The following is a 13832-nucleotide window of genomic DNA, read 5'->3' on the forward strand; positions in this document are numbered from 1 at the left end:
TGGCGCTGGGGTCATGTTTCTCGACTTCGCTCGAAACGACCGGGAGAGGTGGGGCCGATACGGCAGGTCAGAGCGTGATGGCGCGCGCCGCCTGCTTTCGTTCGGAATAGCGATCGACCAACGGCTCGGCGTGCGGGCGAAGCAGGACGGTGAAACGCACCAGTTCCTCCATCACGTCGACGATGCGGTCGTAATAGTCGGAGGGGCGCATCCGTCCCGCCTCGTCGAATTCCTGATAGGCCTTGGCGACGCTCGACTGGTTGGGGATGGTGAACATCCGCATCCACCGGCCCAGCAACCGCAGGCTGTTGACGCTGTTGAAGGATTGCGAGCCCGCGGAAACCTGCATGACAGCCAGCGTGCGGCCCTGGGTCGGGCGGACGCCGCCCATGCTCAAGGGAAGGTGGTCGATCTGCGTTTTCATGATGCCGGTAATCTGGCCGTGGCGTTCGGGGCTGCACCAGACTTGGCCTTCGGACCAGAGCGACAAGTCGCGCAGTTCGTGGACCGCCGGATGGTCGTCGCCCGCGATCGCGTCGGGAAGCGGCAGGTCGCGGGGGTCGAAGATGCGGGTTTCCGCGCCGAAATATTCGAGCAGCCGTGCCGCCTCCTCAACGCAGAGCCGCGAATAGGAACGTTCGCGCAGGCTGCCGTAGAGGAGCAGGATGCGCGGAGGGGGCTGGTCATCGCCGATCCCGGCGGCAGGGCGCTGGTGGGCATGTTCGGGCGACAGCGCGGGGAGATGGCCGGGATCGGGAAGGGGGCGGACGGGCATCAGAGGCGAACCTCCTTTGCGTCGGGGAACCAGCGTCGCCCGAGGCGCAGCGCGACATGGACGAGCAGGATCAGCACCGGCACCTCGACCAGCGGGCCGATGACCGCGGCGAAGGCGACGGGGGAGGCGAGGCCGAAAGCGGCGATGGCGACGGCGATCGCCAGTTCGAAATTATTGCCCGACGCGGTGAAGGCGATGGCGGTGGTGCGCGGATAATCGCCCGCGATGCGCTTGCCCATCCAGAAGCTGACGAGGAACATCACCACGAAATAGATCGTCAGCGGGATCGCGATGCGGATCGCGTCGAACGGCAGGCGGACCACGTCGCCGCCTTTCAATGAAAACATCGCGACGATGGTGAACAGCAAGGCGGCCAGCGTGACGGGACCGATGCGGGGTAGGAATTTGCGCTCATACCAATCCTCTCCCCGGCGGGCGACGAGGATGCGGCGGGTGAGGTAACCGGCGAGAAACGGAATGCCGAGATAGATCAGCACCGCGCTCGCGATGGTCCAGAAATCGACGTCGATCACGCTGCCTTCCAGCCCGAGCAGCGGCGGCAGAACGCCGAGGAAAAACCAGGCATAGAGGCTGAAGAACGCGATCTGGAACACCGAGTTGAACGCGACCAGCCCGGCGACATATTGATTGTCGCCACGCGCCAGCTGGTTCCAGACCAGCACCATCGCGATGCACCGCGCCAGCCCGATCAGGATCACGCCGGTCATGTATTCGGGGTAATCGCGCAGGAAGATGACGGCGAGCGCGAACATCAGCACCGGGCCGATCAGCCAGTTCTGAACCAGCGACAACATCAGCACGCGGCGATCGTCGAACACGCGCGGCAATTCGCTGTAACGGACGCGCGCGAGGGGCGGATACATCATCAGGATCAACCCGATGGCGATCGGGATGTTGGTGCTGCCGACGCTGAGCGAATCGAGCGCGGCGGGCAGGCCGGTAAAGACGGTGCCGAGCAAGACCCCCACACCCATCGCCGCGAAGATCCACAGCGTCAGCCAGCGATCGAGGAAGGAGAGCTTTTCGGGCTTGGCGGCGACGGTCATGCTTGTTCGGTTGCCGTGGCCGTTGCGCCATCGACGCGCCCGATCTCGCGCAGCTTCTGGCGCAGCGCGAGCTTGTCGATCGACTCGATCGGAAGCGCGAGGAACAGCGAAATGCGCTGCCGTAGATAGGTCATTGCCTTGACGAACGCGTCGCGCTGGCCGGGGCCGGTCACGGCGGCGGGGTCTTCGATGCCCCAATGCGCGGTCATCGGATGGCCGGGCCAGACCGGGCAGACCTCTCCGTTCGCGTCGTCGCAGACGGTAAAGATGAAATCGATCTCCGGTGCGCCGGGCTGGGCAAATTCGTCCCAGCTCTTGGAGCGCAGGCCGTCGGTGTCGAAGCCGAGCGAGGCGAGCAGGTCGAGCGACATCGGATGGACGTCGCCCTTCGGGAAACTGCCTGCGGAATAGGCGCGGAAGCGGTCGCCGCCTTCGCGGTTGAGCAATGCTTCGGCAAGGATCGAGCGCGCCGAGTTGCCGGTGCACAGGAACAGGACGTTATAGGGACGGTCGGCCATCGGGCACCTTTCAGCAGCAGGGAGCGAGTTCGGCGATCAGCGGCGCGCACAGTTCGGGCGAACCGGCGCAGCAATCCTTGACGAGGAACAATGTGAGCGCGCGGAACGCGTCGAGATCGGCGCGATAGACGATCGAGCGGCCGTTGCGCTCGCCCCGGATCAGACCGCAGCGCGTCAGAATCGCAAGGTGCGACGACATCGTGTTTTGCGGGGTTTGCAGCCGCTCGGCGATGGCCCCCGCGGGCAAGCCGTCGGGTTCGTGGCGCACCAGCAGCCGAAACGCATCGAGCCGGGTGGGCTGGGCAAGTGCCGAGAGCGCTTCGATGGCTGTGTTCGATTCCATATATCCAGCTTTATGGATATATGGAATCGATGTCCAGCGCTTGTGCTCGGGCGGTTGTTTGCGAGGGCAAGGTGGATTGGCGGAGCGGGAGGGATTCGAACCCTCGATACGGTTTTGCCGTATACTCACTTTCCAGGCGAGCGCCTTCGACCACTCGGCCACCGCTCCGCAGGGTTTTAATGCCTGGACAGGGCGTTCCCCTAGGCGAGGCGGCGGGGGTGCGCAAGCGCAAGGGTGATTGCATGCGGGTGGGGGCTCGTGCCAACACTTGCCCCCATGTTGACCAGCCTGTTTGCGCTCCTTGCGCTCGTCCAGTCCCAGCCTGCGCCGCCATCCCAGCCGCAGGCCGTTCCGCAAGCAGCACCTGCGCCAGTCGCCGCGCCCGCCACGCCGCCCGCCGCCGCCAATCCCTGGGATGCGGCGGCGGAGGATTGGCGCGAGATCCCGGCGGACGAACTTCTGGTGATGACGTTATCGGGCGACCGGCGGATCGTCATCCGGCTCGCGCCCCGCTACGCGCCGGTCCATGTCGACAATATCCGCAAGCTGGCCGCCGCGCGCTGGTGGGACGGCGAGAGCGTGTACCGGGTGCAGGACAATTATGTCGTGCAATGGGGCGATCCGACCGAGAAGAAGCCGCAGCCGGGCGTCGTCGCCAATCCGCCACCCGAATATGACTGGGAAGGCTGGGACGGGGTGACGGTGCTGTCGCGGCGCGACCCCTATGCGGCGCGGTCTGGCTATAGCGCCGACGGCTGGCCGCTGGTCGGCGATGGGACGCGTTCATGGATGCCGCATTGCTATGGCATGGTCGGCGTCGCGCGCGATCTGGCGCCGAGCACGGGTTCGGGCAGCGACCTCTACACCGTGATCGGGCATGGGCCGCGGCATCTGGACCGCAACATCGCGCTGGCCGGGCGGATCGTCGACGGGATCGAGCATCTGACGGTGTTGCCGCGCGGGATGCAGGCGCTGGGCATCTATGACGACCCTGCGCAATATGTGCGGATCGATACGGTTCGGCTGGCGAGCGATCTGCCAGTCGGCGAGCGGCCGAGGTTTCAATATCGCGCGACCGACAATCCGCGCTTTGGCGCGTGGGTGAAGATGCGGGAGAATCGCGAGCCGCCTTTCTTTACGGTGCAACTGGGCGGGGCGGACATCTGCAACGCGATGCCGCCGGTGCGGCGGACGCCTTAGTTGCTTCCATCCGTCGCTCCTAACTGGTTCCGGAGTGGCGGGGTGGGGTGGCAAACGGGCAAGGCACAAAAAATGGGCCGGTGATCGCTCACCGGCCCAGTCGTCCGCAGGAGGAACCTCTGTTTGGGGAGGGTGGATGCGGTCCACCCTCCCCAAAGTCGTCAATAATTGTAGGCGCGTTCGCCATGTTCGCCGAGGTCGAGGCCTTCGCGCTCGACCTCTTCGCTGACACGTCCGCCGGTCAGCGCCTTGGCCGCTCCGAAGGCGATGGCCGAGCCGACGCCTGCCCAGAGAATCGCGACGAGAACCGAAATGACCTGGATGTAAAGCTGGCTGCCCAGGGCATAATCGTCGCCGCCTGGGCCACCCAGTGCGGGCAGCATGGTGAACGCGGTGCCGATCGAGCCGACGATGCCGCCCAGCGCGTGAATGCCGAATACGTCGAGCGATTCGTCGAAGTTGAGCTTGGGTTTGATCGAGACCACGAACCACGCACAAACGATCGCCGAGATCGCGCCGAGCAGGATCGCGCCGAACGGCCCCGAATTGCCTGCCGCCGGAGTGACCGCGACCAACCCCGCGATCGCCCCCGAACAGGCTCCTAGCAGCGAGCCCTTATGCCCGAGCATCCGCTCGGTCAGCATCCAGAACAGGACGCCCGCTGCCGTCGCGACGAACGTGTTGATGAGCGCGAGGCCTGCCGAGCCGTTCGCCTCGAGCGCCGAACCCGCGTTGAAGCCGAACCAGCCGACCCAGAGCAGCCCGGTGCCGATGAGCGTCATCGTCATCGAATGCGGCGCCATCACGTCCTTCTTGTAGCCCAGCCGCTGGCCGAGGATCAGCGCACCGACCAGCGCCGAGACGCCCGCATTGATGTGAACGACGGTGCCGCCCGCGAAATCGAGCGCGCCCCAGCCGAAGATCAGGCCAGTCGTCGCCTCGTCTCCGCCTTCGTACCAGACCATGTGCGCGATCGGGTAATAGACGATGGTCAGCCAGATCAGCGCGAACACCATCAGCGCGGAAAACTTCATCCGCTCAACCAGCCCACCGACGACCAGCGCGACGGTGATCGCCGAAAAGGTCATCTGGAACGCGATGAACACGAATTCGGGGATTTCGACGCCTTCGGAGAAGGTGACGGCGGTCGAATCCTGGGTGACGCCGGCGAGGAAGAACTTGCCCGCGGAGATGAACTGGTTGGCGTCGCCGCCGAATGCCAGGCCATAGCCGTACGTGACCCACAGGATCATCGCGAGTGCGGCGACCGCGATGACCTGAGTCAGCACCGACAGCATGTTCTTGGTGCGCACAAGCCCGCCGTAGAAGAGCGCGAGGCCCGGGACGATCATCGCCATCACCAGCACGGTTGCGGTCATCATCCAGGCGGTGTCGCCCTTGTTGACGGTGGCGACGACTTCGGCAGCGGCTTCGGGTGCCTGAAGCGCGGCGTCCTGCGCCCAGGCGGGCAGGGCGGCAAGTATCGACGCCGTCAGCGCCGCGCCGGTCATCCCGGCTTTTTTAAGCATGTTCATATGGACCCCCATCACAGCGCGGTCTGATCGGTTTCGCCGGTGCGGATGCGCACCGCCTGACCGACATCGAGAACGAAAATCTTGCCGTCGCCGATCGCGCCGGTGTTGGCCGACGACTGGATCGCCTCCACGACGCGGTCGCAAAGGTCGGTGGCGCAGACGATCTCGAGTTTGATCTTGGGCACCATGTTGGTGCTGTATTCGGCCCCGCGATAGATTTCGGTCTGGCCCTTTTGCCGCCCGAACCCCTTTACTTCGCTGACCGTCATGCCCGCGACCCCGACGTCCGTCAGTGCCTCGCGCACGTCATCGAGCTTGAATGGCTTGATGATGGCGATGACCAGTTTCATGCCGCCCCCTTGTTCTGGTTTTTCCCAAGGGCAGTGCAGCAAAGGTTGTGCCAGAGTCGAAACGACGCATTTTCAAGGCGGTTGACGAAATCAAATGTCGCGAGCAGTCAGAAATTTGTGCAGATGCGAAACTCTGCCCGAACTTTAGGCAGGGTCGGTGTCAGGCGTCGAGAGAAGCTCGCGGGCGTCGCTCTCATCCTCGTCATCGACCATGACGCGCACCGGGATCAGCAACGCGGAGCCGTCGGCGATGCTCGCGCCGGTGTCGAAACACACGGCAGGGATGCCCGCTGCCTCCAGCCGACCGGCGACGATATACGCTTCGAACATGTCAAACCGGCTGATTTCGACGAGCGCCATGCGCATCTTCCTTCGATTGACGCGCATGGGGAATGCGCATATTCTTTGCGCATGAAGCATGATCCTATCGCCTCGGGCAAGCGCAAAGCCGTCAACCTGTCGATCGACACTGGTGTGGTTGCCGCGGCACGGGAGGCGGGCATCAACCTGTCGCAGGTGAGCGAGGCGGCCATCCGCGACGCCGCGAAGAAGGAACGCGACCGGTTGTGGAAGGAGGAGAATCGCGCAGCGATCGAGGCGAACAACGCTTGGGTCGAGACGCACGGCCTGCCGTTAGAAAAATATCGGTTGTTCTGACCCGTGGCGAAATTCGACCTGTATCGATCGAAGGACGGCACCGTTCTGCTCGATTGCCAGAGTGACCTGCTCGACCATCTCAACACGCGGTTCGTCGTGCCGATGGCATTTCCAGACGATGCGGTCCAGGTTGATCGGTGGCTCAATCCCGTGTTGAACGTGCATGGGGACGAGATGCTGATGCTGACGCATTTCGCAGCGGCGATCCCGGTGAACCAACTCGGGGTGCGGATCGGATCGGTTGTCGAGCAGGAGTGGCATATATCGGCTGCGTTGGATGTGTTGATCAGCGGGTTTTGAACACTCGCCCCACCCCTCTCGCATCGAGCTTGTCGAAATGCTGTCCTTCTTGGCACGAAGAAAGGACAGTGCTTCGACAAGCTCAGCACGAACGGGGTGGGGGGTAGCGCATTCGTCGCAATCTACGGGTTATGTCGCGGTCCCCCCCACGGTCAGCCCGCCGATCAGCAAGGTCGGCTGGCCGACGCCTGCAGGGACGCTCTGACCGCCCTTGCCGCACATGCCGATGCCGGGGTCGAGTGCGAAATCGTTGCCGATGCCCTGAACGTGCGTCAGCGAAGTCGGGCCGTCGCCGATCAGCGTCGCGCCCTTGATCGGAGCGCCGAGCTTGCCGTTTTCGATCCGGTACGCCTCGGTGCAACTGAAAACGAATTTGCCCGATACGATATCGACCTGACCGCCGCCGAAGGATTTGGCGAAGATTCCCTTCTTGACGCGGCTCAGCAGTTCGGCGGGGTCGTCGTTTCCGCCGCGCATGAAGGTGTTGGTCATCCGCGGCATCGGCGCGTGGGCGAAGCTTTCGCGCCTGCCGTTGCCGGTGGGCTCGACGCCCATCAGCCGGGCGTTCAGCCGGTCGTGGATATAGCCTTTGAGGATGCCGTCCTCGATCAGCACATTCTCCTGGGTCGGCGTGCCTTCGTCGTCGATCGACAGCGATCCGCGTCGCCCGTGGATCGATCCGTCGTCGACGACGGTGACGCCGGGCGCGGCGACGCGCTGGCCGACCTTGCCGGAAAAGGCGGAAGTGCCCTTGCGGTTGAAATCGCCCTCCAGCCCGTGGCCGATCGCTTCGTGCAGCAGGATGCCGGGCCAGCCGGGGCCGAGCAGCACGGGCATCTCTCCCGCGGGCGCGTCGACAGCCTCGAGGTTGACGAGCGCCTGGGCGAGCGCCTCGTCGATCGCGCGGTTCCAGGCATCAGGCGTGACGATGGGCGCGTAAAGATCGCGTCCGCCGATGCCGACGCTGCCGGTTTCGCGGCGACCGTTCGATTCCACGACGATGGAGACGTTGAGGCGCGTGAGCGGGCGGATGTCGGTGGCGACGAACCCGTCGGCGCGGACGATCTCGACCACGCTCCACGATCCGAGCAGCGACACGGACACCTGTGCCACGCGCGGATCGCGGGCGCGGGCGGCGGCGTCGATCGCCTGGCACAGCGCGACCTTGTCGGCAAACGGCATCAGTTCGATCGGGTCGGCGGCGGTGTAGAGGTGGCGGTTGTTGCCGCGCGGCGGGGCGGCGCGGGCGCGCTCGCTGGGGTCGATCAGCGTCATCGTCTGCGCGGCACGGCGGATCGCGTCGGCGGATAGCTCGCTGGCATGGGCGAAGGCAGTGGTTTCCCCCGATACGCCACGCAGGCCGAAGCCGGAATCGGTCGAGTAGGAGGCGGTCTTGAGGACGCCGTCGTCGAAGCCGAACGCCTCGGTCTTGCGATATTGGAGGTAGAGTTCGCCGTCATCGGCGCGCGACAGCGCGTCGGCGGTCAGTTTCAGCGCAGTATCGGGGTCGAGTGTGCTGCCGTAGAGGAAGGTGCGGGGGTCGGCGGGGATGGTCATCGCGTCGATATAGGGGCGATGGCGCGGGTTTCACCTGCGGGAGAAGAAAGAAGGATTTTCTCGCGCAAAGGCGCGAAGCGGTTTCGCTTTTTTGGCCGCGTAGCGGCCTTCTTGCGAAATCAGCGCACCGGGCGATCGTAGGTTGATGAAGCGCTGCTGTCGCAGCGAAACACGACTTGTTCGCGCCTTGGCGCCTTTGTGCGAGCAGATGTTTTCTGGAACCCGCTTACAGACTCGCACCGGACGCGATGTCGGGGAGCACGCCCTGATCCACCCCATCGGCAGGCCCGCCGATCAGCACGAAGCGCCGGTCGCAATAGCCGCAATCGACATAGCCATGCTCGTCGATTTCGAGGAATACGCGCGGATGGCCGAGCGCCGCGCCGCCGGGAATGTCGCTGGCGCCGTCGCACGAAACGCGGCGGGTGGTGACACGGGTGGTCTCTGGCGGTGCGATCATGAGTGCGCCGATAGCAAAAGCGATTTCCCCCGACAATCGTTCGATCACCCTTTCACCGTTCGTTTCGAGCCCTTCGACTGCCCGCAGGGCGGGCGCTCAGGATAAACTTCCGGCAAGGGCGGAAGTCGAGAAACGCGACCGATGGCACCAAATTCACGTTTCTCGACTTCGCTTGAAACGAACGGGCTTGGGCAGGGTCGCGCAGATGTCGTTGTCGTGGGGTGACTTGGAGACTATCGACATCGCCATGACACAGGCGGCAATCGAGATAAACGGTCTGTCGAAGACCTATGCGGGCGGAAAACAGGCGCTCAGCGACGTAACGTTCGACGTTGCGCGCGGCAGCATTTTCGGGCTGCTGGGGCCGAACGGCGCGGGCAAATCGACGCTGATCAACATTCTGGCCGGGCTGGTGAACAAGAGCGCGGGGCGCGCCAGCATCTGGGGTTTCGACATCGACGCGCATCCGCGCAATGCCAAGGCGTCGATCGGGATCGTCAACCAGGAAATCCTGTTCGACCCGTTCTTCACCCCCGCCGAGACATTGGAAATTCAGGCCGGGCTGTACGGCGTCCCAAAGGCGAAGCGACGGACGATGGAATTGCTGTCGGCGATGCATCTGGCGGACAAGGCCAATGCCTATTCGCGGACGCTGTCGGGGGGCATGAAGCGGCGGTTGATGGTGGCCAAGGCGATGGTCCATTCGCCCCCCGTGCTGGTGCTCGACGAACCGACCGCAGGCGTCGATATCGAGCTTCGCCAGCAGCTCTGGGCCTATGTCCGCGCGCTCAACGATCAGGGCGTGACGGTGGTTCTGACCACCCATTATCTCGAGGAAGCCGAGCAACTGTGCGACCGCGTGGCGATCATCAATCACGGTCGCCTGATCGCCAACGAGCCGACTCGCGCGCTGATCGGCATGGCGCAGGAAAAGCTGGTCGAGGTGACGGTCGACCGCGACGTCGCAACCCCGCCCGACAATCGCTGTTTCCAGAAGATCGAACTGAAAGGCGACCGGACGCTGGCCATCACCTATCAAAAGGATCAGGTGAATGCCGGCGAAGTGCTGGCCGCGGTGCAGGCCGCCGGGTTCGGCATCGTCGATGTATCCACGCGCGAGGCCGATCTGGAAGACGTGTTCCTGAACCTGACGCGGGCACCGGTCGCGGCTTAGATATTGGTCCGTCCGGGGTGACGGAATGGATTTGGACGGGTGGCGGCGGAAGCGCCACGAACCGCGATCACCCCGGCCGCCCGTCTTCGTCCATCAGCACTTCGCGACGACCGACATGATCCGGGGCCGACACCAGCCCCTCGCGTTCCATCCGTTCGATCAGACGGGCGGCGGAGTTGTAGCCGATGCGCATCTGGCGCTGAAGCCAGGAGGTGGAGGCCTTTTGGCTCGACGCGACATATTGGATCGCCTGGCGGAATTGCTGGTCCTCCGGGCTGTCTTCGCCCGAGGGTGCGCCGTCGAGGCTGAAGCCTGCGCCTTCCTCCGGCTCGGTGGTGACGGCATCGACATAATCGGGCTCGCCTTGCGCGCGCCAATGGTCGGCGACGGCCTGGACCTCCTCGTCGCTGACGAAGGGGCCGTGGACGCGGCTGATCATCTTGCCCTGCGGCATGTAGAGCATGTCGCCCTTGCCGAGCAGCTGTTCGGCGCCCTGTTCGCCGAGGATCGTGCGGCTGTCGATCTTCGAGGTGACGTGGAAGCTGATGCGGGTCGGCAAATTCGCCTTGATGACGCCGGTAATAACATCGACCGACGGGCGTTGGGTCGCCATGATCAGGTGAATGCCCGCCGCGCGCGCCTTTTGCGCCAAACGCTGGATCAGGAATTCGACTTCCTTGCCCGCGGTCATCATCAGGTCGGCGAGTTCGTCGACCACCACCACGATCTGGGGCAACGGTTCGAGGTCGAGCGTCTCTTCCTCATGGATCGGGCGACCGTTTTCGTCATAGCCGACCTGGACCTTGCGGCCCAGTTTCTGGCCCTTTGCCTTGGCCGCGCGCACCTTGTCGTTGAAACCGCCCAAGGATCGGACGTTGACCGACGCCATCATCCGGTAACGGTCCTCCATCTGCTCGACCGCCCATTTGAGCGCGCGCACCGCCTTGGGCGGATCGGTCACGACATCGGCGAGCAGATGCGGGATGCCGCGATAGATGGACAATTCCAGCATCTTGGGATCGATCATGATCATGCGGCACTGGTCGGGGGTCAGCCGGTAGAGCAGCGACACGATCATCGAATTGAGCCCGACCGACTTGCCCGAGCCGGTGGTGCCCGCGACCAGCAGATGCGGCATCGGCGCGAGGTCGGCGATGACCGGATCGCCCGCGATGTTCTTGCCGAGCACGATGGGAAGCTGGGCGTTCTGGTCGGCGAAGCTCTGGCTGCCGATCAGTTCGTGCAAGGAGACGGGCTCGCGCCGCGCATTGGGCAATTCGATGCCGATGACGTTGCGGCCCTGAATCGTCGCGACGCGCGCCGAGATCGCCGACATGTTGCGGGCGATATCGTCGGACAGCGCGATGACGCGGCTGGCCTTGATCCCCGGCGCGGGTTCGAGTTCGTACATGGTGACGACGGGGCCGGGGCGGACCTCGACGATCGAGCCTTTGACGTTGAAATCGTCGAGCACCGATTCGAGCAAACGGGCGTTGCGCTCCAGCGCCGCCTTGTCGATCGGGTTGGCCGAATTGGCGGGGGCGGGTTTGAGAAGATCGAGCGACGGCAGCTTGAAATTGTCGCGCAGGTCGAACGAGGTCTGGGTCGCCGCCTTGGGCTTGGCGGTGGCGGGGGCGAGCGCGCGGTCGGCGATAACCGGCGCGGGCTTGTTCGAGGGTTCGGCGATCTTGCGCGGGGCGGGGGCAGCGCGCGGCGTGTCGGCGAAATCGTCCTCCACTTCGAAGGGCGGCACGTCGGCGGCGGGCGTGCGTTCGATCTTCGGGAGCTTGGGAAGCGCGATGCGCGCCTCGCGCCAATCGATCGCCATACCGCGTGCCCAGACGATGATGCCGGTCAGTCCGAGCAGCAGCGCGAGCCCGCGCGCGGTCCAAACCTCTGCGACTTCGTTGCCGATCAGACCGATGGCGAGCTGAATCGCACCCGAAATGGCGAGCCCGGCCATGCCGCCCCAGCCCGCAGGCAGTTTGAGTACTGCGCCGGGCGCGACGAAGGCCAGTGCCGCGCCCATCAGCACCACGCCGATCAGCACCTGGCGCAGCATGCGCGCCCAGGACCCAACCGGGATGTCCCGCCATAGCCGCAGCGCGATTTTGAGCCCCAGCGGCAGGATGAAGATTGCCGCCACGCCGAAAAGCGCGAACATCAGATCGGACAGATACGCGCCCGGCGCGCCCAGCCAGTTCTGGGTCGGGCCGGCGGCCGCCGTGTTGAAGGACGGATCGCCGCTGCGGTAGCTGAGCATCGCGATGGCCGTGGCGATGGTGACGAAGAACAGCGCGATCGCGCCCGCCATCGCGGTCGATCGGATCGCACCTGCCTTCATCGTATCGCGCCACAGACTGGGACTTGCCCGGCTGGCCATCGTCCGCCCCCTTATTGCTTCGTTTCACGGGTTGCCGAAATTCGAGCGCCCCGGGCTCGAAACATAAGGGGAATCTTGGCTTGGCAAGGCGCTGGCGTCAAGGTTGGTTGCGGTGGGTGGAGGGTTCCGGTGCGCCATGAGCGCTCCGTCACCCCGGCCGGAGTGCCGGGGTCCACCGTGCGGCGATCACCATCGCAAGAGGGTCTAGCGTCGCGCAAGCGGCGTAGTGGACCCCGGAACAAGTCCGGGGTGACGAGGAGTTGATTGTGCATCGTGCGAGCGCCCTCTAAGTCCGGGTTCATGGAACGCGCAGATGTCATCATCCTTGGCGGCGGTTTGGTCGGGAGCGCGCTGGGCGTGGCACTCGACGCGCATGGCCTGTCGTCGATCATCGTCGATCCCGCCGATCCGGCGGTGGTGCAGGGCGCGGGGTTCGACGGACGTGCGTCGGCGGTGGCGAGCGCCAGCCACCGGATGTTCGACGCCATCGGCGTGGGCGATCGGCTGGCCGGGCATGGCTGCCCGATTCGAGCGATCCGGGTGAGCGACGGGCTGGAGCCTGGCGCGCTCGATTTCGAACCCGATGCCGATGATGGCGCGCTGGGCGTGATGTACGAGAATCGCCGGTTACGCACCGCCTTGTTCGAGGCAACAACCGCGGCACCATTGGTCGACCTTCGGATGCAGACGCTGCCGGTGAAGACCGAGCGCAACGTCGGCGGCGTATCGGTCACCCTCTCATCCGGCGAAACCGTGCATGCGCCGCTGGTGATCGCTGCCGAAGGGCGTCGCTCACCGATGCGTGAGGCCGCCGGGATCAACGTCGCGCGCTGGCAATACGATCATGTCGCGATGATCGCGACGCTGAACCACGAACACCCGCACGAGAATACGGCGTTCGAAATCTTCTATCCGGCGGGGCCGTTCGCAATCCTGCCGCTGTTGGACGACGACAACGGCCACCGGTCGGCGATCGTGTGGACGGTCGACGCCAAGGACGCGCCCGGTCTGCTCAAGCTGGGCAATCGCGGCTGGCTGGCCGAGGCGGAAAAGCGGATGGGCGGGTTTCTGGGCAAGCTCGGCCCCGTCACGCAGCGGTCGAGCTATCCGTTGGGATTCCACCACGCGGCGAAGGTCATCGGCGAGCGGCTCGCGCTGGTCGGCGATGCGGCGCATGGTATCCATCCCATCGCGGGGCAGGGCGTCAATCTGGGTTATCGCGACGTCGCGACCCTGGTCGAGGTGCTGGTCGAGGGCAAACGGCTGGGGCTCGATCTGGGCGATGCGCAAGTTTTGGCGCGGTACGAACGCTGGCGCGGGCTGGATACGTTCATGGTCGCGGCATCGACCGACTTGCTGACGCGCCTGTTCGGCATTCCCGGCAAGACCGCCAGCGCGGTTCGGCGGTTCGGGATTTCCGCGGTCAATGCGGTGCCGCCGCTGAAAAATCGGTTCATGGCCGAAGCGCGCGGCGAGTCTGGCGATTTGCCGAAACTGCTTCAGGGGGTGACGG

15 protein-coding genes and 1 tRNA gene are annotated in these 13832 nt (G+C 64.9%); 5 read left to right on the plus strand and 11 right to left on the minus strand.

Going from position 1 to position 13832, the window contains the following annotated elements:
• Positions 1-67: 67 nt before the first annotated feature.
• From arsH to ACX0GZ_RS11845, 5 genes are all read right to left on the minus strand, one after another.
• Positions 68-775 (minus strand): arsenical resistance protein ArsH, encoded by a 708-nt coding sequence (gene arsH, locus ACX0GZ_RS11825; protein ID WP_458816651.1) that lies wholly within the window; start codon positions 773-775, stop codon positions 68-70.
• On the minus strand, positions 775-1842 hold the full coding sequence (arsB, locus tag ACX0GZ_RS11830; RefSeq protein ID WP_458816653.1) for an ACR3 family arsenite efflux transporter: 1068 nt from the start codon (positions 1840-1842) through the stop codon (positions 775-777). The genes arsH and arsB overlap by 1 nt, the downstream gene beginning before the upstream one ends.
• Positions 1839-2360, minus strand: a complete 522-nt coding sequence (locus tag ACX0GZ_RS11835; protein ID WP_458816655.1) for an arsenate reductase ArsC — start codon at positions 2358-2360, stop codon at positions 1839-1841. Before ACX0GZ_RS11835 ends, arsB begins: the two co-directional genes overlap by 4 nt.
• Positions 2361-2370: 10 nt before the next feature.
• Entirely contained in the window at positions 2371-2703 is a 333-nt protein-coding gene (locus ACX0GZ_RS11840) for an ArsR/SmtB family transcription factor (RefSeq protein ID WP_458816657.1), read from the minus strand.
• 77 nt (positions 2704-2780) lie between these two features.
• A tRNA-Ser gene (locus tag ACX0GZ_RS11845) sits at positions 2781-2871 on the minus strand.
• A gap of 108 nt (positions 2872-2979) precedes the next feature.
• Here ACX0GZ_RS11845 and ACX0GZ_RS11850 point away from each other — a divergent pair.
• Complete coding sequence (locus ACX0GZ_RS11850) at positions 2980-3903, plus strand: peptidylprolyl isomerase (protein WP_458816659.1); 924 nt, start codon at positions 2980-2982, stop codon at positions 3901-3903.
• 161 nt (positions 3904-4064) lie between these two features.
• Here ACX0GZ_RS11850 and ACX0GZ_RS11855 read toward each other — a convergent pair whose 3' ends face one another.
• From ACX0GZ_RS11855 to ACX0GZ_RS11865, 3 genes are all read right to left on the minus strand, one after another.
• Entirely contained in the window at positions 4065-5438 is a 1374-nt protein-coding gene (locus tag ACX0GZ_RS11855) for an ammonium transporter (RefSeq protein WP_458816661.1), read from the minus strand.
• Positions 5439-5449: 11 nt separating this feature from the next.
• Positions 5450-5788: a P-II family nitrogen regulator gene (locus ACX0GZ_RS11860; protein WP_458816663.1), complete on the minus strand. Its 339-nt coding sequence runs from the start codon at positions 5786-5788 to the stop codon at positions 5450-5452.
• Between the two features lie 144 nt (positions 5789-5932).
• Complete coding sequence (locus ACX0GZ_RS11865; protein ID WP_458816665.1) at positions 5933-6148, minus strand: putative signal transducing protein; 216 nt, start codon at positions 6146-6148, stop codon at positions 5933-5935.
• A 51-nt stretch (positions 6149-6199) separates the two neighbouring features.
• Between ACX0GZ_RS11865 and ACX0GZ_RS11870 the strand changes: the two genes are divergently transcribed.
• Both ACX0GZ_RS11870 and ACX0GZ_RS11875 read left to right on the plus strand, forming a co-directional pair.
• Complete coding sequence (locus ACX0GZ_RS11870) at positions 6200-6445, plus strand: type II toxin-antitoxin system CcdA family antitoxin (RefSeq protein WP_458816667.1); 246 nt, start codon at positions 6200-6202, stop codon at positions 6443-6445.
• Between the two features lie 3 nt (positions 6446-6448).
• Positions 6449-6745, plus strand: coding sequence for a CcdB family protein (locus ACX0GZ_RS11875; protein ID WP_458816669.1), 297 nt, complete (start codon positions 6449-6451; stop codon positions 6743-6745).
• 129 nt (positions 6746-6874) lie between these two features.
• Here ACX0GZ_RS11875 and tldD read toward each other — a convergent pair whose 3' ends face one another.
• The gene (gene tldD / locus ACX0GZ_RS11880; RefSeq protein ID WP_458816671.1) at positions 6875-8302 is read right to left on the minus strand and encodes a metalloprotease TldD; all 1428 of its coding nucleotides are present in this window, start codon (positions 8300-8302) and stop codon (positions 6875-6877) included.
• A 226-nt stretch (positions 8303-8528) separates the two neighbouring features.
• A complete protein-coding gene (locus ACX0GZ_RS11885) occupies positions 8529-8762 on the minus strand; it encodes a zinc-finger domain-containing protein (RefSeq protein WP_458816673.1) in 234 nt (77 codons plus the stop codon).
• Positions 8763-9009: 247 nt separating this feature from the next.
• On the opposite strand from ACX0GZ_RS11885, the gene ACX0GZ_RS11890 reads away from it, so the two are divergent.
• Positions 9010-9936: an ABC transporter ATP-binding protein gene (locus ACX0GZ_RS11890; protein WP_458816675.1), complete on the plus strand. Its 927-nt coding sequence runs from the start codon at positions 9010-9012 to the stop codon at positions 9934-9936.
• 67 nt (positions 9937-10003) lie between these two features.
• Here the strand turns inward: ACX0GZ_RS11890 and ACX0GZ_RS11895 are convergent, their stop codons facing one another.
• Complete coding sequence (locus tag ACX0GZ_RS11895; RefSeq protein ID WP_458816677.1) at positions 10004-12319, minus strand: DNA translocase FtsK; 2316 nt, start codon at positions 12317-12319, stop codon at positions 10004-10006.
• Positions 12320-12619: 300 nt separating this feature from the next.
• Here ACX0GZ_RS11895 and ACX0GZ_RS11900 point away from each other — a divergent pair.
• A partial coding sequence (locus tag ACX0GZ_RS11900) for a UbiH/UbiF/VisC/COQ6 family ubiquinone biosynthesis hydroxylase (RefSeq protein WP_458816679.1) occupies positions 12620-13832 on the plus strand: 1213 nt, incomplete at its 3' end.

The sequence above is a fragment of the Sphingomonas aestuarii genome, from assembly GCF_054457155.1.

Bases quoted from the DNA above. Each gene is read 5' to 3' on its own strand.
- arsH (WP_458816651.1), bottom strand. From the start codon at position 775: ATGCCCGTCCGCCCCCTTCCCGATCCCGGCCATCTCCCCGCGCTGTCG.
- arsB (WP_458816653.1), bottom strand. From the start codon at position 1,842: ATGACCGTCGCCGCCAAGCCCGAAAAGCTCTCCTTCCTCGATCGCTGG.
- ACX0GZ_RS11835 (WP_458816655.1), bottom strand. From the start codon at position 2,360: ATGGCCGACCGTCCCTATAACGTCCTGTTCCTGTGCACCGGCAACTCG.
- ACX0GZ_RS11840 (WP_458816657.1), bottom strand. From the start codon at position 2,703: ATGGAATCGAACACAGCCATCGAAGCGCTCTCGGCACTTGCCCAGCCC.
- ACX0GZ_RS11850 (WP_458816659.1), top strand. From the start codon at position 2,980: ATGTTGACCAGCCTGTTTGCGCTCCTTGCGCTCGTCCAGTCCCAGCCT.
- ACX0GZ_RS11855 (WP_458816661.1), bottom strand. From the start codon at position 5,438: ATGAACATGCTTAAAAAAGCCGGGATGACCGGCGCGGCGCTGACGGCG.
- ACX0GZ_RS11860 (WP_458816663.1), bottom strand. From the start codon at position 5,788: ATGAAACTGGTCATCGCCATCATCAAGCCATTCAAGCTCGATGACGTG.
- ACX0GZ_RS11865 (WP_458816665.1), bottom strand. From the start codon at position 6,148: ATGGCGCTCGTCGAAATCAGCCGGTTTGACATGTTCGAAGCGTATATC.
- ACX0GZ_RS11870 (WP_458816667.1), top strand. From the start codon at position 6,200: ATGAAGCATGATCCTATCGCCTCGGGCAAGCGCAAAGCCGTCAACCTG.
- tldD (WP_458816671.1), bottom strand. From the start codon at position 8,302: ATGACCATCCCCGCCGACCCCCGCACCTTCCTCTACGGCAGCACACTC.
- ACX0GZ_RS11885 (WP_458816673.1), bottom strand. From the start codon at position 8,762: ATGATCGCACCGCCAGAGACCACCCGTGTCACCACCCGCCGCGTTTCG.
- ACX0GZ_RS11890 (WP_458816675.1), top strand. From the start codon at position 9,010: ATGACACAGGCGGCAATCGAGATAAACGGTCTGTCGAAGACCTATGCG.
- ACX0GZ_RS11895 (WP_458816677.1), bottom strand. From the start codon at position 12,319: ATGGCCAGCCGGGCAAGTCCCAGTCTGTGGCGCGATACGATGAAGGCA.